Annotated in this window: 14 protein-coding genes; 7 read left to right on the top strand and 7 right to left on the bottom strand. The window is 55.3% G+C overall.

The annotated features are described in order from the left end of the window. Window positions 1-230: 230 nt before the first annotated feature. On the top strand, window positions 231-737 hold the full coding sequence (locus tag P1X16_RS24345) for a regulatory protein RecX (protein ID WP_277234675.1): 507 nt from the start codon (window positions 231-233) through the stop codon (window positions 735-737). Here P1X16_RS24345 and P1X16_RS24350 read toward each other — a convergent pair. The 3 genes from P1X16_RS24350 to P1X16_RS24360 form a co-directional block, all read right to left on the bottom strand. Further along, window positions 734-1,414 carry a cysteine hydrolase gene (locus P1X16_RS24350; protein ID WP_277234677.1) on the bottom strand — a complete coding sequence of 227 codons (681 nt, stop codon included), beginning with the start codon at window positions 1,412-1,414 and terminating at the stop codon, window positions 734-736. The genes P1X16_RS24345 and P1X16_RS24350 overlap by 4 nt on opposite strands. A gap of 143 nt (window positions 1,415-1,557) precedes the next feature. After that, window positions 1,558-1,692, bottom strand: a complete 135-nt coding sequence (locus tag P1X16_RS24355; RefSeq protein WP_277234679.1) for a hypothetical protein — start codon at window positions 1,690-1,692, stop codon at window positions 1,558-1,560. 12 nt (window positions 1,693-1,704) lie between these two features. Beyond that, complete coding sequence (locus tag P1X16_RS24360; protein WP_277234681.1) at window positions 1,705-2,340, bottom strand: DUF4230 domain-containing protein; 636 nt, start codon at window positions 2,338-2,340, stop codon at window positions 1,705-1,707. A 116-nt stretch (window positions 2,341-2,456) separates the two neighbouring features. On the opposite strand from P1X16_RS24360, the gene P1X16_RS24365 reads away from it, so the two are divergent. After that, window positions 2,457-3,668 carry a hypothetical protein gene (locus P1X16_RS24365; protein ID WP_277234683.1) on the top strand — a complete coding sequence of 404 codons (1,212 nt, stop codon included), beginning with the start codon at window positions 2,457-2,459 and terminating at the stop codon, window positions 3,666-3,668. Here P1X16_RS24365 and P1X16_RS24370 read toward each other — a convergent pair. The 3 genes from P1X16_RS24370 to P1X16_RS24380 all read right to left on the bottom strand — a co-directional run bounded on the left by P1X16_RS24370 (window position 3,665) and on the right by P1X16_RS24380 (window position 8,394). After that, window positions 3,665-4,582: a pyridoxal-phosphate dependent enzyme gene (locus tag P1X16_RS24370; RefSeq protein WP_277234684.1), complete on the bottom strand. Its 918-nt coding sequence runs from the start codon at window positions 4,580-4,582 to the stop codon at window positions 3,665-3,667. The two genes, P1X16_RS24365 and P1X16_RS24370, sit on opposite strands and share 4 nt — an antisense overlap. A gap of 112 nt (window positions 4,583-4,694) precedes the next feature. Continuing rightward, the gene (locus tag P1X16_RS24375; protein WP_277234686.1) at window positions 4,695-7,301 is read right to left on the bottom strand and encodes a YfhO family protein; all 2,607 of its coding nucleotides are present in this window, start codon (window positions 7,299-7,301) and stop codon (window positions 4,695-4,697) included. 154 nt (window positions 7,302-7,455) lie between these two features. After that, window positions 7,456-8,394: an EamA family transporter gene (locus tag P1X16_RS24380; protein ID WP_277234688.1), complete on the bottom strand. Its 939-nt coding sequence runs from the start codon at window positions 8,392-8,394 to the stop codon at window positions 7,456-7,458. A gap of 98 nt (window positions 8,395-8,492) precedes the next feature. Between P1X16_RS24380 and P1X16_RS24385 the strand changes: the two genes are divergently transcribed. The 3 genes from P1X16_RS24385 (at window position 8,493) to P1X16_RS24395 (ending at window position 13,350) form a co-directional block, all read left to right on the top strand. Then, entirely contained in the window at window positions 8,493-10,988 is a 2,496-nt protein-coding gene (locus P1X16_RS24385) for a bifunctional UDP-N-acetylmuramoyl-tripeptide:D-alanyl-D-alanine ligase/alanine racemase (RefSeq protein WP_277234689.1), read from the top strand. A gap of 167 nt (window positions 10,989-11,155) precedes the next feature. After that, on the top strand, window positions 11,156-12,550 hold the full coding sequence (locus P1X16_RS24390) for an alpha/beta hydrolase (protein WP_277234692.1): 1,395 nt from the start codon (window positions 11,156-11,158) through the stop codon (window positions 12,548-12,550). A 167-nt stretch (window positions 12,551-12,717) separates the two neighbouring features. After that, a complete protein-coding gene (locus P1X16_RS24395) occupies window positions 12,718-13,350 on the top strand; it encodes an OmpA family protein (protein WP_277234694.1) in 633 nt (210 codons plus the stop codon). 166 nt (window positions 13,351-13,516) lie between these two features. Here the strand turns inward: P1X16_RS24395 and P1X16_RS24400 are convergent, their stop codons facing one another. After that, window positions 13,517-14,419, bottom strand: coding sequence for a carboxypeptidase-like regulatory domain-containing protein (locus P1X16_RS24400; protein ID WP_277234696.1), 903 nt, complete (start codon window positions 14,417-14,419; stop codon window positions 13,517-13,519). A 205-nt stretch (window positions 14,420-14,624) separates the two neighbouring features. On the opposite strand from P1X16_RS24400, the gene P1X16_RS24405 reads away from it, so the two are divergent. After that, window positions 14,625-14,894 carry a FeoA family protein gene (locus P1X16_RS24405; protein WP_277234698.1) on the top strand — a complete coding sequence of 90 codons (270 nt, stop codon included), beginning with the start codon at window positions 14,625-14,627 and terminating at the stop codon, window positions 14,892-14,894. 6 nt (window positions 14,895-14,900) lie between these two features. Beyond that, on the top strand, window positions 14,901-17,081 hold the full coding sequence (gene feoB / locus P1X16_RS24410) for a ferrous iron transport protein B (RefSeq protein WP_277234700.1): 2,181 nt from the start codon (window positions 14,901-14,903) through the stop codon (window positions 17,079-17,081). The last annotated feature ends 5 nt before the right edge of the window (window positions 17,082-17,086 follow it).

Consider the following 17,086-nt stretch of genomic DNA (forward strand, 5'->3'; position numbering starts at 1 on the left):
GATAGCGGAAACAGATACTGCCAAGATAGATACAACCGGAAGGTAAAGGGTTGGATGGCGCCGAAAAAACTGACGTAATAAACCCTCGTGGAGTAGCTGCCTTCCCTGCCTGCTGTCCGTTAGGGTAACTAGTGCTACCAAGCCTAGGTTACGGACGCGGCTCAACCGTCGGGCGCAACGTAAAGCGTAAAAAACGCACTTCTGCCGTGTATTCGGCGTTATCTTTCCCTATGAATCAGTCCGAAAAAAAGAAGAAAACCTACACGCCCGGCGAAGCCCTTCACAAAATAGCCGCTTTTTGCGCCTACCAGGAGCGCAACCAGAAAGAGGTGGAAAGCAAGCTGCGTGAATATGGCCTGGACGAAGACGAAGCAGGGGAAATTATTATCCGACTAAGCCGGGAAAAGCTGCTCGACGAGGAGCGCTACGCCAAAGCATTTGTGCGCGGCCACTACCGCAACAAGAAATGGGGGCGCCGGCGCATCACGCAGGAACTGAAGCAGAAGGGCATTTCCGAGTTCTGCATTAAGTCGGGGCTCAAGGAAATCGACGGCGACGAGTACTACCAGAACCTGCTGAATGTGTTGGAAAAGAAAGACCGCCAGGAAAAGGAGCGCAACCCCCGCATCCGCCGCCAGAAGATTCAGGTGTACCTCACCGGCAAAGGCTACGAATCGGACCTCATAAAAATGGCGCTCGATGATTTAGGCAAAGCACCCGAAGAAGACGAAGATTAACGGCCAACTTCTGCATCAGCGGCATTTGACTTGGCGGCCAACGATTCAAACACCTGGCAAATGCTGGCTACGTCGGTGAATAGCGCGTCGCCGGCAAACTCGAGGTTGGCAATAGATTGGCGGGCGGCTTCGGCGTGGCCAGCGCCGCAGGCGTCGGTTACTATCACCGGAATATAGCCTAAGTCGGAGGCGTGGCGCACGGTAGGGTCGATGCCTATTTCGGTGGCCACGCCCACAATAGCAAACGCATTGATGCCACAGTCGCGCAACACGATGTTGAGCGGCGTGCCCTCGAAGGCTGACATGGTAATCTTGTCGAAAATTGCCTCGCTCGGCAAGGGTTGCAGCTCAGGCGTCAGCTGAAAAGCGGGGTTACTCGGCAAAAACCAGGGGTTGATGTCGTCCACGGAATTGGTGCGTTGCCAGGCCATGGCCATGCGCAGCTGTGCCACCCCCATCAGCTCCTTAGGCACCGACATGTGCCGCATAAAGATTACGCGAATACCTGCTCGCCGGGCCGCTTCCACTACCTGTAGCACTTTCGCCGTAATTTCCTGCCCGTTCTTGATTTGGCGCAGGATGCCGATTTGCATGTCATACACCACAAGGGCCATGCGGTGCGGGTGGCACACCTCTTCTAGCGTGCGGGGAATGTCGAGGCCGAAAGCATGCTGCATAATCGTGTCGAAAGAAGGTTGTAGACAAGAAACACGCAGGGGTGCCACGACAGAAAACGCGGCTGCTTCCTGGTATCGAGCGTGTTAGCGCTAAGATAGTGCTTTGCGCCAATGCTAAACTACTGCTACGCAGGCAGCTGCAATCACAGCGAGAAATAGAAATGCGGAAAGGCTTCGCTCATGTCGCGGGAGCGCCAGGCCAAGTTGTTTTGCTTGCAGGTAGGGCAGTGTAAATGCCCCACCCATTGTAAGCTGCGCTCATATTTAACGACTTTCATGGCGAAAGAAGATTAGCGTTGGGTAGGTAGCTGCGGCGCGGCGGTTTGGCGGGTGAGCACAACGCGGCGGCCGGTCATAGTTTCGAGCATGGGCCTGAGAATTTGTTGAGCGTTCTGCTCGGTTTGGGCCAGGATACCCGATTGCAGAGCGGAACGCCGCACGTTCGTTTCGGCGTATTTGTAGCCGGCATCAACTAGCTCGGCATCCTGAAGAAAGCCGTTTTCCACGCTATAAACCCGACTAGCGCTATGGTCGATTTTCCAGGTGCATAGCTCGGCGGGTGGTAGTGCTACGCGCACCACTGAGTCGCCTTCAAATACCACGTCCTGCGCACGCACCTTCCGCAGATCCAGGCACCCGACGGCGTCGCCGGCCACGATGAGGGCTACTTTGGCGTCGGGTAGGAAGCGGTAGGTGCTTTTCTTGTACTCCACTACGTCTTTGAATCGGTAGCGTACCAACTCTAGGCGGCCCAAGCTTTCCACTTTTTCCAGTACCGTGTTGTGCGTGACGGTGATGCGTGGTGCCGGGTCTAGTGGGTTTTCTAGGGTGTCCAGCGCCGGGCGGACCTTCGTCCAGAGAAACCAGCCTAGCCCCACTAAAAACAAAAGTGGCACCAGACGGCGCAGTAAAAGGGAAAATGACATAAGAAGAATACGATGAAAACTCCGCTATAGTACGGCAATAGCAGAAGTTTCGCTTGGAAGGCCGCTGCCATTGGTTAGCGCGGAGGGCGCAGTAGCTTTGCCAGATTCCGGTTGATATGCCTCATGCTGTGCTACCTGCTCGTTCTCATCTGGCCGCCGCTGTTTGGCACTGGCTGCGGCGCTGGCATGGCTGGTTGCTGGCGGGGCTGTGGCTGTTGGTGCAACTCTGGTGCTGGCACTCTCACCACGGCATCCAACTCACCACCGACAGCAAGCAATACTTAAAATACGCTGAGCAACTGGCTGCTACGGGCACTTTCGCCGAGGGGCATTACCTGCGGTATGTGGGCTACCCGCTGTTTTTGAGTGTGTTTCTGAAGCTGAAGTTGGGGACTTCAGTTATTGCGCTGGCGCAAATAGCACTGTCGGGGTTGGCGGCGCGGGCGCTGTATGGCACGGCTTGGCGGCTGAGCGGTGGCCATTGGGTTACGGCTGCGCTGGCTGGGCTACTGTTTGTGGCCTGGCCGGATATCCAGCATTTCAACGTGTTTCTGCTAACCGAGTCGTTGTTTACCAGTCTGCTGGTGTTGTCGTTGTGGCTGGTGGCACGGGCGCGGACTGTGGGCGGGGCTGCGTTGGCCCTAGCCGTGCTGGTGGTCACGGCTACCGTCCGCCCGAATGGCTTTGTAGCGGTGGGCGCCGCCGGACTGGCTGCGTTGGTATGGTTGCAGGAACGAAAGCCCCGCTGGCGAAACGCGTTATTGCTGCTAGCTGCTCTGGTTTGTCTGCCACTTGCCTGGGTTGGCCTCAACGGGCTGCTGCGCACGTTTACGCTGATTGAAACCTACCAGCAGGGCATCATCATCTATGGTGACAGCGCAAGCAACATTCACTCGGCTGCGCCCCTTCAATTGCCTGCTTCTACTGCTTCGCCGCTTTGGCGGCTAGGCTTTTTTATCTGGCACAACCCGCAGTATTTCGCACAGCTAGCTAGTCTCAAGCTCGCCTATTTTATGGGTTTCCCGAAGCCTTATTATTCAACCTTGCACTGCGCGCTGCTGGCTTTTGCGCTGCCAGTTCTTTATTGGTTGGCGGTGCGCGGCTTAGCTCGTCAGGTAGTAGCTCGGCCGGTGCGGGTGTATGCCGCCACCGTGATTTTGCTGCAAGCCTTGGTAGTGATGCTGACAGTAGAGGATTGGGATGTTCGGTTTTCCGCGCCGGTACTGTCCCACTGGTTTCTGTTGGCTGCACTCGGAGCTCAGCCCTTGCTGCGTCGGTTGGAGCGTAAGCTCGTAGCGCTCGGAAAGCGCGAGGCTGGTAGCTTCTAGATTCCGGTGGGCCACCAGCTACTGCGGCTCTCGAACCGCTGCTTGAAGCCAGTCCAGCCTTGCAAGCCCCCGGTGTGCACCGCTACCACCGTAGAGCCTGCCTCGAAGTAGTCTTGCCGCAGCAAATCCAAGATGCCATACAACAGCTTGCCCGTATAGATAGGGTCGAGCAGTACACCGTGCCGAGCTTCAAAATCTTCGATAAACCGGAGTAGCTCCGCCGAGAAATGTGCGTACCCGCCGAAATGATACTCGGTGCGCAATTCGTAGCTGCTATGGGTTTGGCCGGTGGCAGCCTGCGTTAGCTGGTCGATGTCAGACCGGAGAAACTCGCCGCCTTTCAGGGCCGATACACCTACTGCTTGGCGCTGACCTAACGCCGTCAGCAAGCCGGCCAAAGTGCCGCCCGTACCGCAGGCCACGCAGAGGTAATCGAAGTTTGTTTCCGCAGCCAGTTCCGTCACCAACTCGGCGCAGCCCGGCAAGGCCAACACGTTGGAACCACCCTCAGGGATGACATAAGCCGGGCCCGTTTCGCGTAGCAGTTCGGCCAGAAAGGCTGGCTCTTGCTTGCGGCGGTAGGTGCTGCGGTCGAGGTAGCGCAGGTGCATACCTTCGGCCACGACGCGGGCTAGCGTGGAGTTGAGCGGTAATGTTTCTTCCCCGCGGATAACGCCAATAGTACGCCAACCCTGCAATCGGCCCGCAGCCGCCACGGCGGCTATGTGGTTGGAAAAAGCGCCCCCGAACGTCAGCAGTGTGTCATAGCCTTGCTGCCGGGCTTCCATCAAGTTGTATTTCAGCTTGCGCCACTTGTTGCCGGGTAGCTCCGGATGGGCCAGATCGTCGCGCAGCAGCAGCAGCCGAATGCCACGACGTTCCGCTTCGGGTTCTGCTAGTTGTTGAATGATCATGCCCATATAGTTTTCACCGCGGCTCAGGGCCTAAAAGGGAGCAGGGTCTGGCAGTGTCATTCAAATGAAACACTGCCAGACCCTGCTCCCTTTTAAGTTGGTCCTTGCCAATCTATACGAAAGATGGCTCCGGAGTGCTTTTACGCCGCACGGCATATACCACCGCGCCCACCAGCGCCAGAATCAGCAGCACCGACGACACCAAGGATACGGTGTTGCCGATGGCGTACTCGGTTGGCTCGAACTTGAACTCGATGGTGTGAGTGCCCGCCGGCAGGGGCATGGCGCGCAGCACGTAGTTGGCGCGCACATACGGCACCTTTTTGCCGTCGAGGTAAGCATTCCAGCCGTCGGCGTAATAGATTTCCGAGAACACCACGAAGGCATCGGCCGTGGCGGTGGCACGGTAGGTTAGCGCATCGGGCTCGTACTTGGTGAGGGCAATGGTAGAGCCGGGCGCGTTGTAGCTGGTTTTGTTTAGCGGGAACTTCGATGCATCGACTACCGCGGTAGTGGCCGTATTGAGATTGGTCAAAGCGTTGATTTCCTGGTCGGGGTTCTGCACTTTCTGCACTTCGTTTACAAACCACGCATTGCCCAGAGCGCCAGGGTTGCGCTGCGCCTGCTCGGGCTGGCCGGGTTGCCCTTCCTGGCTGGCTGGCTGCGCGGGCTGAATGATGTAGCGCGTGTTCAGCATGTTCAGCACCTGCAAGTTGTTGCGCGAAATTTGCCGCTCAATCAGCTCCTGATAGCGCCGCAGTTTGGCGCCGTGATAGCCCCCAATGCTCTTATGGAAGTACGAGGTCTGCGCTTCGTTGAACGGGTTTGCCAAGTTGAGTACTCGGTAGCTGAGGTCCTTGTCTTGCAAAATCTGCTGATCGGCGGCCGAAGGCACAAACTGCTGCGCTACGGTCTCGTTTTGAAAGTTAGCCTCGTTGAGGTAGCGCTTATCAACGCCCCATAAATCTACCAGCGTTAGAACAGCCACTAGCGCGCCCGCTGCGGCCGCCGACAACTTGCGCTGCAAATAGAACCAGAGCGCACCGGCTGCCAACAAGATGAACACGATAGAGCGGAGCACATCGGCGCGCATAAGCGAGGCACGGTCTTGGCGCAAAGCGTCTACCGGGAAACCCTGCTGCTGCAGCTGCGCATCAATCGGCGACGAAAAATCGGCGCCTAATCCAGCCAGGAACGCCAGTACGCAGACGCCTACCGTAACACCGAGCGCCAGCAGAACCTTGCGCTTGAGGTCGGCGGTTTCGGGCGCGTCGGTGGTTTTGGCCGTGAGGGCCGCTAAGCTTGGGTGGGTGCTGGCACCCGCCACTGGCTTGCTAGCTACGCGGTTCCGCAGCACGCGGCCGAGTGCCAGCACGGCCAGCAAGGGCATTGCTAGTTGCGCAATTACGAGAGCCATACTCACTGCCCGGAACTTGTTGTAGCCGGGGAAGTAGTCAAACATCAAGTAGTTGAATGTCTCGAAGTTCTTGCCCCAAGCCAGCATCAACGAAAGCAGCGTGCCGGCCGCCAGCCAAGTGCGCGTCCGTCGATCAGCCACTAGGAGCCCTAGTACAAACAGGAAGCAGACGATGGCGCCTACATACACCGGGCCGCTGGTAATGGGCTGGTCGCCCCAGTATGTGGGCATGTGAGCCAGGTAGTCGCTGAGTTGAACCGGCGGGAGGCCCAGACCACTAAGCGCTTTGCCGGTGGCCGAATTGTCGCTCAGCTTCATTTGGGAAGCACCGCCGTAGAAGTTCGGAATCAGCAGGGTGATGGTTTCACCGATACCGTAGCTGTAGCTGAACGCATATTCCCGGTCCAGACCCGAGCCGCCAGTACCGCCGTCGTCGCCGGCGGGTGGGGCTTGTTCACCGGGAGCTGCTGGAGCGGGTGTTTTCAGTTCCGAACGGCCCCGGATGCTGTACTTACCATATTCAGCAGTGGTGTAGAGACGGCCGAAGCTCACGCCAACAGCCAACAGGGCAGCCACCCCTAGTAGCACCGAACGCCCCAAGAAATCAGCGAGACGCTTCTCGCGCACCGCAAAAATCAATTCTACCACCCCGAATACCAGTACCAGCAGCAGCAGATAATACGTGATTTGCAAGTGGTTGGAGCGCACATTCATGGCCAGCCCCAAAGCAAACAAGACCGTGCCCAACCACTTGTTGCGCCGAAACGCCACCAGCAAACCAGCCAGCACCAGCGGCGCATAGGCCAGCGCTAGGCTCTTAGTATTATGACCAGCGGCCAGAATTACAATGTTGTAGCTCGTGAAACCTAGCGCTATGGCGCCCACGCCACTCACGGTAGGCGAGAGACCCAAGGCCACAAATAAGATATAGCCGCACAGCAGCGCCAAAAACAGGTTGGCTACCACTGCCGGCATGCCCAGCGTGAAGATGGTGTGCAGGTAGTTGCTTAAGTCGCCAGGGAAGCGGGTGCTGATGAGGTAGGTTGGCATCCCCGAAAACATGGAGTTGGTCCAGAGGACTTCGTGGCCGGCTGCCCGTGCCAACTGTAACTCATGCGCGCCCCCGTTGAACTGCACAATGTCGTGCTGGCTTAGCGTTTTGCCTTCGAAAACGATAGGGGAGAAGTAGAGCACAGCCAGCCCCATGAAAATCAGCACGGCCAGCAGGTGGGGCAGTGCCCGCTGCCACAGCGGCGCGGCAACCGGCACAACGGCCGTTGGTGCAGAGGAAACGGTAGTCATTAGCAGGAGAATATGAAATTCAGGTACTGATACATAAGCAGCAAGTAGTTAGGCTAGTGTTTGGCGCATGTTTGTGGAAGCTTGCCTTCTGCCCCACGCCCTCACCCATAAGCCGTACTACTTCAAAAGCGCCCGAAGGTAACAACGATACGCCTCACCCCCTAGCTTCCTGCCCTTGCGAGGAACGCACAAGAGAATCAGGCACTTTACCAAACGTCAAATTCAGGTTGTAGAGTGCCACCGACAGCAAAATCACCCCGTAGGCCACGGCTTGCGTAAGAGAGGCTTCTTCCCCGAAGTACAGAAAAGCCAGCGCAAAGCTTACAATCGGGTTTGTGTACATCAGAATGCCGACCGTGCCGGAGGGTAGTGCATTGAGGGCGTACAAGTTCAGGAACAGCGGAAACACCGTGAATCCCACGCTCAGAATAGCCGCAAACAGCAACAAATGCGCATCGGCAAAGCCAGCGAGAGGTTGCGCTCCTAGCAGCGGTGCCAGAGGGAGCACTACCAACGAAGCCAGCCCTAGCTGCACCGTAAGCAGCACCAGCCGGTCGTAGCCTTGCAGGCGACGCTGCGTAATGAGGTAGAGCGCATATGTAAAGGCCACTACCAAGCTCATCAAGAGCGTCCGCAGCTCACCAACTCCCAACAGAGCGCAGCTTAGGGCACTTAGACCGATGGCTACCCACTGGTTGGGGCGCAGCTTTTCACCTAGCAAAGCAAACCCAAGCAGGGCCGTGAGGATGGGGCAGATCAGGTAGGCAAATGAACCGGCCTGCACGCTTACTTCGTTGACCACATAAATGAACAACAGCCAGTTGGCGGTCAGCAATAAGCCGCCCACTATTGTGCTGGTGGCCACGCGCCGCCGCTCCGCGGTAGCTGCCGTTTGCCACTGCTGTACTACGGCGCGCACCGCCGCCCGTCGGCCCAAACCATGGATCAGCAGGAGTAGCACCAAAGAAAGCAGGATGCGGAAAAACAGGATTTGGCCGCTGGCATAGCCAGTAAGCATCCGCAAGGGAATCGGGAAGAAGCCCCAGACAAGGAAAGCCGCCAGCGCGGCCAAGTGGTGACGAGAAAGTTTCAAGTAGCGGTAGTAATAAGAAGCAAGCCGCAAAGGTACGGGCCTTCCCGCGAAGCGCATACCCCGTGCGACTCTTCGTTCTGCTTTACCTTTGCCTCATCATGCTTGATTTCGCCGACCTCCCTGCCCTCACTCACGGCACCTTGCTTTCCACTCCCGCTGGCCCCGCGCCTCTGCACCACCTGCTGCTTGATAGCCGCCGCGTCGGGCAGGCGGCGGGCAGCTTGTTTTTCGCGCTGCGCGGGCCCCAGCACAACGGCCACTTGTACTTACCCGAGCTCTACCAGCGCGGGGTACGGCTATTTGTAGTTGACAGCCAAGAGGAAATCCCAGGCGGTTTGGCAGCGTATCCCGAAGCAGGGTTTCTACTTGTCGGTGAGGCCTTAACGGCCTTGCAAACTGTAGCCGCCGAGCATCGGCGCCACTTCCGCCTGCCGGTGCTTGGCATCACGGGCTCCAACGGCAAAACCATTGTGAAAGAATGGCTGGCGCAGTTGCTGGCCCCCGATGAGTTGATTTGCAAGAGCCCCCGTTCCTACAACTCGCAAGTAGGCGTGCCGCTGAGCGTATGGGAGCTAAACGCTACGCATACGCTTGGCATCTTTGAAGCGGGTATTTCGGAGCGCGGCGAAATGGCTCGTTTGGCCCGCGTGATACAGCCTACGTTGGGGTTGTTCACCAACATCGGTACCGCTCACGACGCTGGTTTTGCCAATCACTTAGAGAAAGTAGAAGAGAAGATGCAACTCTTCCTCGGCGTAGACACGCTGTTCTACTGCCTCGACCACGAGTTGATTCACGAAGTTGTGCAGCGGCATCTGCCCGAGCACCGCACCTTCACGTGGAGCCGCCAGCAGCTGCACCAGGCGAATGTGGCCATAACGGTAGCCGAAGCCTCCGCCGACCGCACCGTGGTGCGCGTAAACCTAGCCCGCCCGCTGCCGCAAGAGCATACCTTCACACTGCCATTCGCCGACGAGCCTTCGGTGGAAAATGCGCTGCACGCCTTATCGGTGTTACTGTGGCACCAAGTACCGGCTGCCGAAATCCAGCACCGCCTCGACCGACTCCACCCGGTGGCCATGCGCCTGGAAATGAAGCAGGCCCTCAACGACTGCTACGTTCTCGACGACACTTACAACAACGACCTTGCGGGGCTTAACCTCGCCCTCGATGCGCTAGCCCGTCAGCCCCGCCGCGGCCGCCGCACCCTTATCTTAAGCGACGTGCTGGAATCGGGCCTTGCTGGCGCCGACCTCTACGCCCGCGTAGCCGCCCGGCTAGCTACGCACGGCGTCGAGCGGTTGGTAGGTATTGGCTCCGAGATTCAACAGCACCAAGCGGTTTTCCAGACGGTGCACACTGCTTTCTACGATACCACCGACGATTTTCTACGCAGTTTTCAGCCCGACACCTTTCGGCAGGAAACCATCTTGGTGAAGGGCGCGCGCCGGTTTGGGTTCGAGCGGATTGTAGCGGCCTTTCAGCAGAAAATTCACGGCACGGTGCTCGAGGTGAACCTAGAAGCCCTAGTTCAGAACTTGAACTTCTACCGCAGCCGCATAAAGCCAGGTACCAAGCTCATGGTAATGGTGAAGGCCTTCGCCTATGGTAGTGGTTCCTACGAAGTAGCCAACCTGCTGCAGTTTCACCGCGTCGACTACCTCGCGGTGGCCTACACCGACGAGGGCGTGGATTTACGCCAGAACGGTATTAGCCTACCCATCATGGTGATGAATCCCTCGCCCGATGCTTTCCAGGTGCTGCGTCAGTATCATTTGGAGCCCGAAATATATTCTTTCGAGCGACTCCACGACTATTTAGCTGCCGCTCGTCAGCAGCCGTTGCCTGCCATTCACCTCAAGCTCGATACCGGCATGCGCCGCTTAGGCTTTGCAGAGTCTGACTTGCCGGAGCTGTGCAGCTTACTACGCGAAAATGCCACCCACTTGCGCGTCGCCAGTGCCCTTACCCATCTAGCTGGCGCCGATGAAGAGCAACACAACAGCTTTTCGCAGCAGCAGCTAGCCGCTTTCCAGCGCATGACGCCATTGCTTGAAGAAACCCTCGGTTACCCTATACTCAAGCATGCACTCAATTCGGCTGGTATCCTGCGGTTTCCGGAGGCGCAGTTCGATATGGTGCGTTTGGGTATCGGTCTTTATGGGGTGGAAGCCACCGGGCGCGAGCAAGAAGCTTTGCATCCTGTAAGTTCTCTTCGCACTACTATTTCGCAGGTGAAAACGCTACCACCCGGCGAGACTGTCGGCTATGGTCGTCGGGGCCAAGCCGTCGATTACGAGCGGCGCATTGCCACCTTGGCTATCGGTTATGCCGATGGCTACGACCGGCGCTTTAGCAATGGTGCCGGCGAGGTAGTCGTGCGAGGGCAGCGCGCACCCATCATCGGCAATGTGTGCATGGATATGTGCATGGTTGATGTAACCCAAATTGCGGCAGCGCAGGCCGGCGACACAGCGGAAATATTCGGTTCGCAATTGCCGCTGTCGGAACTAGCAGGGCGTATTGGCACCATTCCATACGAGCTATTAACCAACGTGAGTGAACGAGTAAAACGAGTGTTTTTTGCAGAATAACAAGAGGTGTAAAATTCATCAAAACAGTTATTGTTAGAAAAATAGTAAGCGGAGAACAAGATAAACCAAGTATCTTGCGTGAAAGTGAGTGCTTGTCCTATAAAGAGGATTTGCCCTGTTTTTAATTCTTTTTAGATTCTATAGTTGTATTCCACTACTCCGCTTCAATGAGAAAGTTCATTCATTCGTGTCTGTCGCGCTTGTGTCTGTCGCTGCTGCTGTGGACTCTAAGTGCATCGGTAACGATAGCTGCCCCTGCTTTGGATGGCTTGTGGAAAGGTCCACTCAAGATGCCCGGTGGGCAGTTGGAAGTAATATTCCGGCTCGTTAGTCTTACTGGCGGCTCATACTTTGCTACTCTTGATGTGCCCATGCAAAAAGTTAGTCGCATGGCAGTGCAGGTCGAAGTGCGGAACGACACCGTAATCTTCGCGGCCGAAGAAGCTGGTAGTCGTTTTGTGGGTAAGATGGCCGCTGACGGAAAAAAAGTAGTAGGTGTTTGGCGTCAGCCCGGGTACGAATCGCCGCTGACTCTTAACTTCTCCCCGGCAGCCATTGATACGGCGCCTAAGGCGCGGCTTACACCACCTTACCGGGAGGAGGAAGTAGTGTACACGAATACGCCGGTGAACCTGCGCTTGGGAGGGATGCTAACCGTGCCCGCTGGCCCAGGACCATTTCCAGCCGTAGTTTTAGTTTCTGATGCGGGCCCTCAAGACCGAGACGCTACTACGGGTGAGTACCGTCCTATGGGAGCCTTAGCTGATTACCTAACCCGGCGGGGTATTGCCGTACTTCGCTTTGATGATCGGGGAGTTGGGGTATCCGGCGGTGATTTCAACACCACTCCTCCTAGCGAGCTAGTAACTGACGTACAGGCAGGACTCAACTACCTGCGCACCCGCCCCGAAATAGACGGTACTCGGATTGGGGTGATAGGGCACGGCCAGGGTGGTAATGTGGCCCTATTGACAGCTAGCCAACCATTGCCACCTGCTTTTGTAGTGACATTAGCTGCCTATGGTTTACCAGGTAACACTGTTATTTTACAGCAGCAACAAGCTATTCTGCGAGCAATTGGAGTGCAGGAGCCTGATGTAGTTGCCTTCAGCAAGCAGCAGCAGGCTATGCAGGAAGTAGTGCGCATGACGCCAGATATAAAGAAGGCACGTAGCATTTTGGTGCGCATGATGCGGAAAAATGATGCTACTCTCGATAGTGTAACTGCGCAGAACCGTGCCAATGAATTGACGTCTTTCCATTACCGGAATTTCCTAAATTTCAATCCCACGATTCTTCTTGATGAAGTGAAGTGTCCGGTGTTACTACTGAACGGAACGGCCGACTTAAACGTAGCCGCGGATGCCAACCTAACTCCTCTTGCTAAAGCACTGCATAATAGCCGCGACCTGACTAGTAAAAAGTTGTCAGGCGTGAACCATCAATTCCAGGGCGAGCCCACAGAGTGGGCGCTAGTCAACGGTCAGCGACGCGAAACCTTTTCGGCAGCGGCACTTGAATTCATTCGAAGCTGGATAACTGTTCGAGCACAAGTGAAGTAGCCCCTCTACAACAAGCTCTATTTACCTGCCGGGCCCGGTACGTGCACTATGTGGCATGCTACCGGGCCCGGCGCTGTTTGCGCTGTATATAGCCAACCTCTAGTGCTTGCCTGCGTAAGCGCTTCAAATTCTCCTTTTCCCACATAACCACTCAAACGCCTTTTGTTATGAAAAAGACTCTCTTCTCGGCCTTAGCTCTAACGGCCCTATTTGCATCGTCTTGCAACGACTTGAAAAAGCCTCAAGAGAAAGATGAACCTCAAGAAGCTACCACCGACACAGCAGTCGTGTATCGTGAAGGAGCTTCGGTAGCTGACGCTGCTAAGGGTGCCGCCAACAGCGCTGCTAACTCTGTGGATGCTGCCTGGGATATGACCAAAGCCAAGCTGGCGGACGTGAAATACGAGGAAATTGATTTGCCTGAAATTTCGGTCCGCGGTGACGACAAATACAGTGTATACGGCTTGGAAGAGACTGTTTTGTTTGACACCGACAAAGCCACCATCAAGCCGACTGCTACGCGTGCTTTATCTGAAATAGGAGGCTCTATCGGGCGCCGTTACGGTAAAAGCCAAGTTCGCGTTATGGGATTTGCCGATTCTCGCGGTGATAAAAATTACAATAAGGAGCTAAGCGCCCAACGTGCCGAAGCGGTACGAAACTGGCTTACTTCCAACGCTAGCATCAGCGCCGATCGTATCAGCATCGAGCCTATGGGCGAGGCGGCTCCTGTTGCTAGCAATGCTACTCCTGAAGGACGCCAGCAGAACCGGCGTGTAGAAATCGCAGTCATCAAATAATAAAATAAGTCAATAAGTGCTGGCTCGTAAAAAGACGTGCTAGCACAGAACTCTGACGCAAAACAAGAAAGGCCCGCTTCCTAAAGAAACGGGCCTTTCTTGTTTGTTTATAAACTTATTCAGACGATAACTATAAGTATAATTATCTGATAACCAGAAGTGAAGATTAGTCCTTGATCTGGTCTACTTCTGCTTTGATCATGGCGTTGTAGCGCTGACCATTGCTGGCTAGCGTCAGTAGGCTCCATCCTTTGCCCATGGTGTAGCTCCAAGTCCGGCTTTCCTTAAACTCGAAGGTTGGACGCATGATTTGACCATAGGGCGTGTAGGTGTCCATGAAGTTGGTGGTGTAGAACTTGTCGCCGCTTACGATCCACTCCATAGCTACAAAGAAGCCTTCTGTAGGTGCTTCGATGTTGTAGGGCGTCAAGTCAATAGTGTACCAGTCACCACCTTTAGGAGCCGAAACCACTACGTTTTCAGTGAGGATGTCGGTGTTGGGCGAGTTGTAGTTGCCATCGGCTTTGTAAAGGCGCACCCGGAAAGGCTCACGAGGAAAACCGTTTTCCCCAATGTAGAACGAAACGGAGCGCACGTTGCCAAGCTTCTTGTTTTTATCGTTTTTCACAAAGAAGGCATATTGGCTACCTGGCATGCCTTGAATCATACCTTCGCCCGGCGCCGCAGCTTTCGAGCCAAGAGACAGATCTTTAACTTTGCCACCTTTCACGGTTACGTTGGCCAGCTCGATAACGCGCTTAGGCACTTCAATGATAAGGTCGGCAAGGTTGGCATTACCACGTTTTACAAGTACTGCCACGCGCTTGTAACCCAAGGCTAATACGATAAGTGAGTCTTGAGCATTTTTCTCTGGCATCGCCATCTGGAAAAAGCCATACTCGTTGGTAAGAGCACCGGTCTGTTCCTCTTTCAATCCAATGGAGGCAAAAGGGATGGGCTCTTTCGTCTTCTGGTCGACAATGCGACCGGACAGACGATTCTCCTGGGCCATGCCCAGTGCTGGTAACAGCAAAAGAAAGGTGACGAAAGCAAGTACGCGTTGGAGCATATGTTATCAGGCTAGTGTTATATCCCAAAAGTAAAATGATAACACCAATTTTCGGCACGTTTTCTTAAAATATTTATAAAAATGCAATTATGAGAAGGAATATTTATAAGGCTGAGGTACAGTAATTCTGGTAATTGAGTTGACTTGGGCGAAACCTAAATGGGTTGTACCTTTGTTTAAAGTAAGTCTAAATAACTCTGCTGCCGTGTCTGCTCGCTCCACCTCCGCCCAAACTGTTGTTGCTCCTCGGAGCGTAAAAGATCTGCGTTTAGGCGAGAGTGGTACGATCTGCTGTTTGAAAGACCCGGAAATGGCACTCAAGCTGTTGGAAATGGGATGTATTCCGGGCACACAGGTACGGCTCAATAGCCGGGCACCCTTGGGCTGCCCTATTACATTGGTGGTAGGCGAGACAGCCGATTACACCTTATCGCTGCGGGTGAGTGAAGCAGCTACTATCTTATTGAAGGAGTAACCGCGCATGAGTAGTGCCGGAATTCGTATCGCGCCTGCTGGTGCGGCTGCTTCGGCCGCCACATTAGAAGCCACTGGTGCGGCCTCACGTGGCCTTACGCGAATAGCGCTGATTGGCAATCCTAATTCAGGTAAAACGTCGCTTTTCAATCAGCTAACGGGGCTTAATCAAAAAGTCGGCAACTTTCCTGGCGTAACGGTAGACCGTAAAACCGGTGTAAGCCAGCTCACGCCGCACCACCGCGCCGAAATCATCGATTTGCCGGGTACGTATTCGCTCTATCCCAAGAGTTTGGATGAGAAGGTAATTACTGACCTGCTCTACGACCGGGCCTCGGCGCAGTATCCAGACTTTGTGGTTGTGACAGCCGACGCCAGCAATCTGCGTCGCAATTTGCTGCTGTTTACGCAGCTTGCGGATCTGGGCCTGCCTTTAGTGCTTGCGCTAAACATGATGGATGTGGCCGCCCAGCACGGCATCAATATCGATTTGGATGCATTGCAGCAAGAGTTAGGCGTGCCTGTTATTCCTATGAATGCCCGCAAGGGTATTGGGGTAGCGGCACTTAAAATTGTGATGGCGCAACAGCTCGATGCGGGCACCAACCGGTTTTATGAGCCCGACGAAACGCTGCTGCCAATGCTGCGGCAGATTCGGTATTACTTCAATCTGCACAACGACTACTTGGCGCTGCACTATGCGCATCAGTTTCGCCACATCAGTTTCTTGAGCGCTGATGACAAGGCGTATATCGGAGAGCTTGTAGCTAAATATAATTTCGAGCCCACTGCCCGGCAGGCCCAGGAAACCATCGACCGCTACAACCGCATCAATGAGTTGTTGCTGGATGCCGTGTCGGTGACGCGTACCGAAAAAGCCGAGCCGTACAGCAACCGCCTCGACCGAGTGCTAACTCACCGTGTGTGGGGCTACTTGATCTTTCTGCTAATTCTGTTTTTGCTGTTTCAAGCGGTATTCTCCTGGGCCAGCTACCCGATGGAGCTCATTGATCAGGGGGTAGCTTGGATCAACAGCTTGATTCAGTCGAATTTCAACGGGCCTCTTATTAGTTTGCTGACAGAAGGGGTACTCGCCGGCCTAGGTGGGGTGCTGATTTTCATCCCGCAGATTGCCTTGCTATTCGCTTTTATTGCGGTATTGGAAGAAACCGGCTACATGGCGCGCGTTACGTTCATGATGGACCGCATCATGCGTAAGTTCGGGTTGAATGGTAAAAGCGTTGTGCCTCTGATTTCGGGTATGGCGTGCGCGGTGCCGGCCATCATGAGTGCTCGTACTATCGAGAACCGCAAGGACCGGATGATTACCATCTTCGTTACGCCGCTGATGAGCTGCTCCGCGCGTATCCCGGTATACACAGTGCTTATCGGTTTGGTGGTACCCGATCAGCCGGTGCTTGGGGTCTTCAATCTGCGGGGCGTGGCGTTGATGGGGTTGTACCTGCTGGGCTTTGTATCGGCGGTTGGGTCTGCTTGGGTACTGAAGCTGTTCATGAAAACCAAGGAGCGGAGCTACTTCATTATGGAGTTTCCGGTGTACCGTTGGCCGCGTTGGAAAAACGTGGGCTTGACCATCGTGGAGAAGGTGAAGGCCTTTGTGTTCCAGGCCGGTAAGGTTATCGTGGCCATATCGGTAATACTGTGGGTGCTAGCATCATATGGTCCTGGCAACGCCCTGGAGCAAGCCGAGCAACGGGCTCGTACAAGCGCCACTGCACAGCGCATGAGCGAGGCAGAAGTGGAGTCGCACATTGCTTCCGAAAAGTTGGAGTCCTCCTACGCGGGGCAGTTTGGCCACCTGATTGAGCCCGCTATTCGCCCGTTGGGCTTCGACTGGAAAATTGGTATTTCGCTGCTGACTTCCTTTGCAGCGCGGGAAGTGTTTGTAGGCACCATGTCGACCATCTACAGCGTGGGGCAGGACGCCAACGAACTAACAGTACAGCAAAAGCTGGCCGCCGAAAAAGGACCCGATGGGCAGCCGTTCTTCACGCCCGCTCGCGCAGGCTCTCTGCTGGTTTTCTATGTGTTTGCCATGCAGTGCATGAGCACCTTGGCTACCACTTACCGCGAAACCAAAGGCTGGACGTGGCCGCTGCTCCAGCTTTTCTACATGTCGGGGCTGGCTTATCTGGCTTCACTGCTGGTGTATCAGGTATTGAAATAACCTGC

Origin of the sequence: Hymenobacter sp. YC55 (genome assembly GCF_029433095.1) — a bacterium.
GTDB lineage: Bacteria > Bacteroidota > Bacteroidia > Cytophagales > Hymenobacteraceae > Hymenobacter.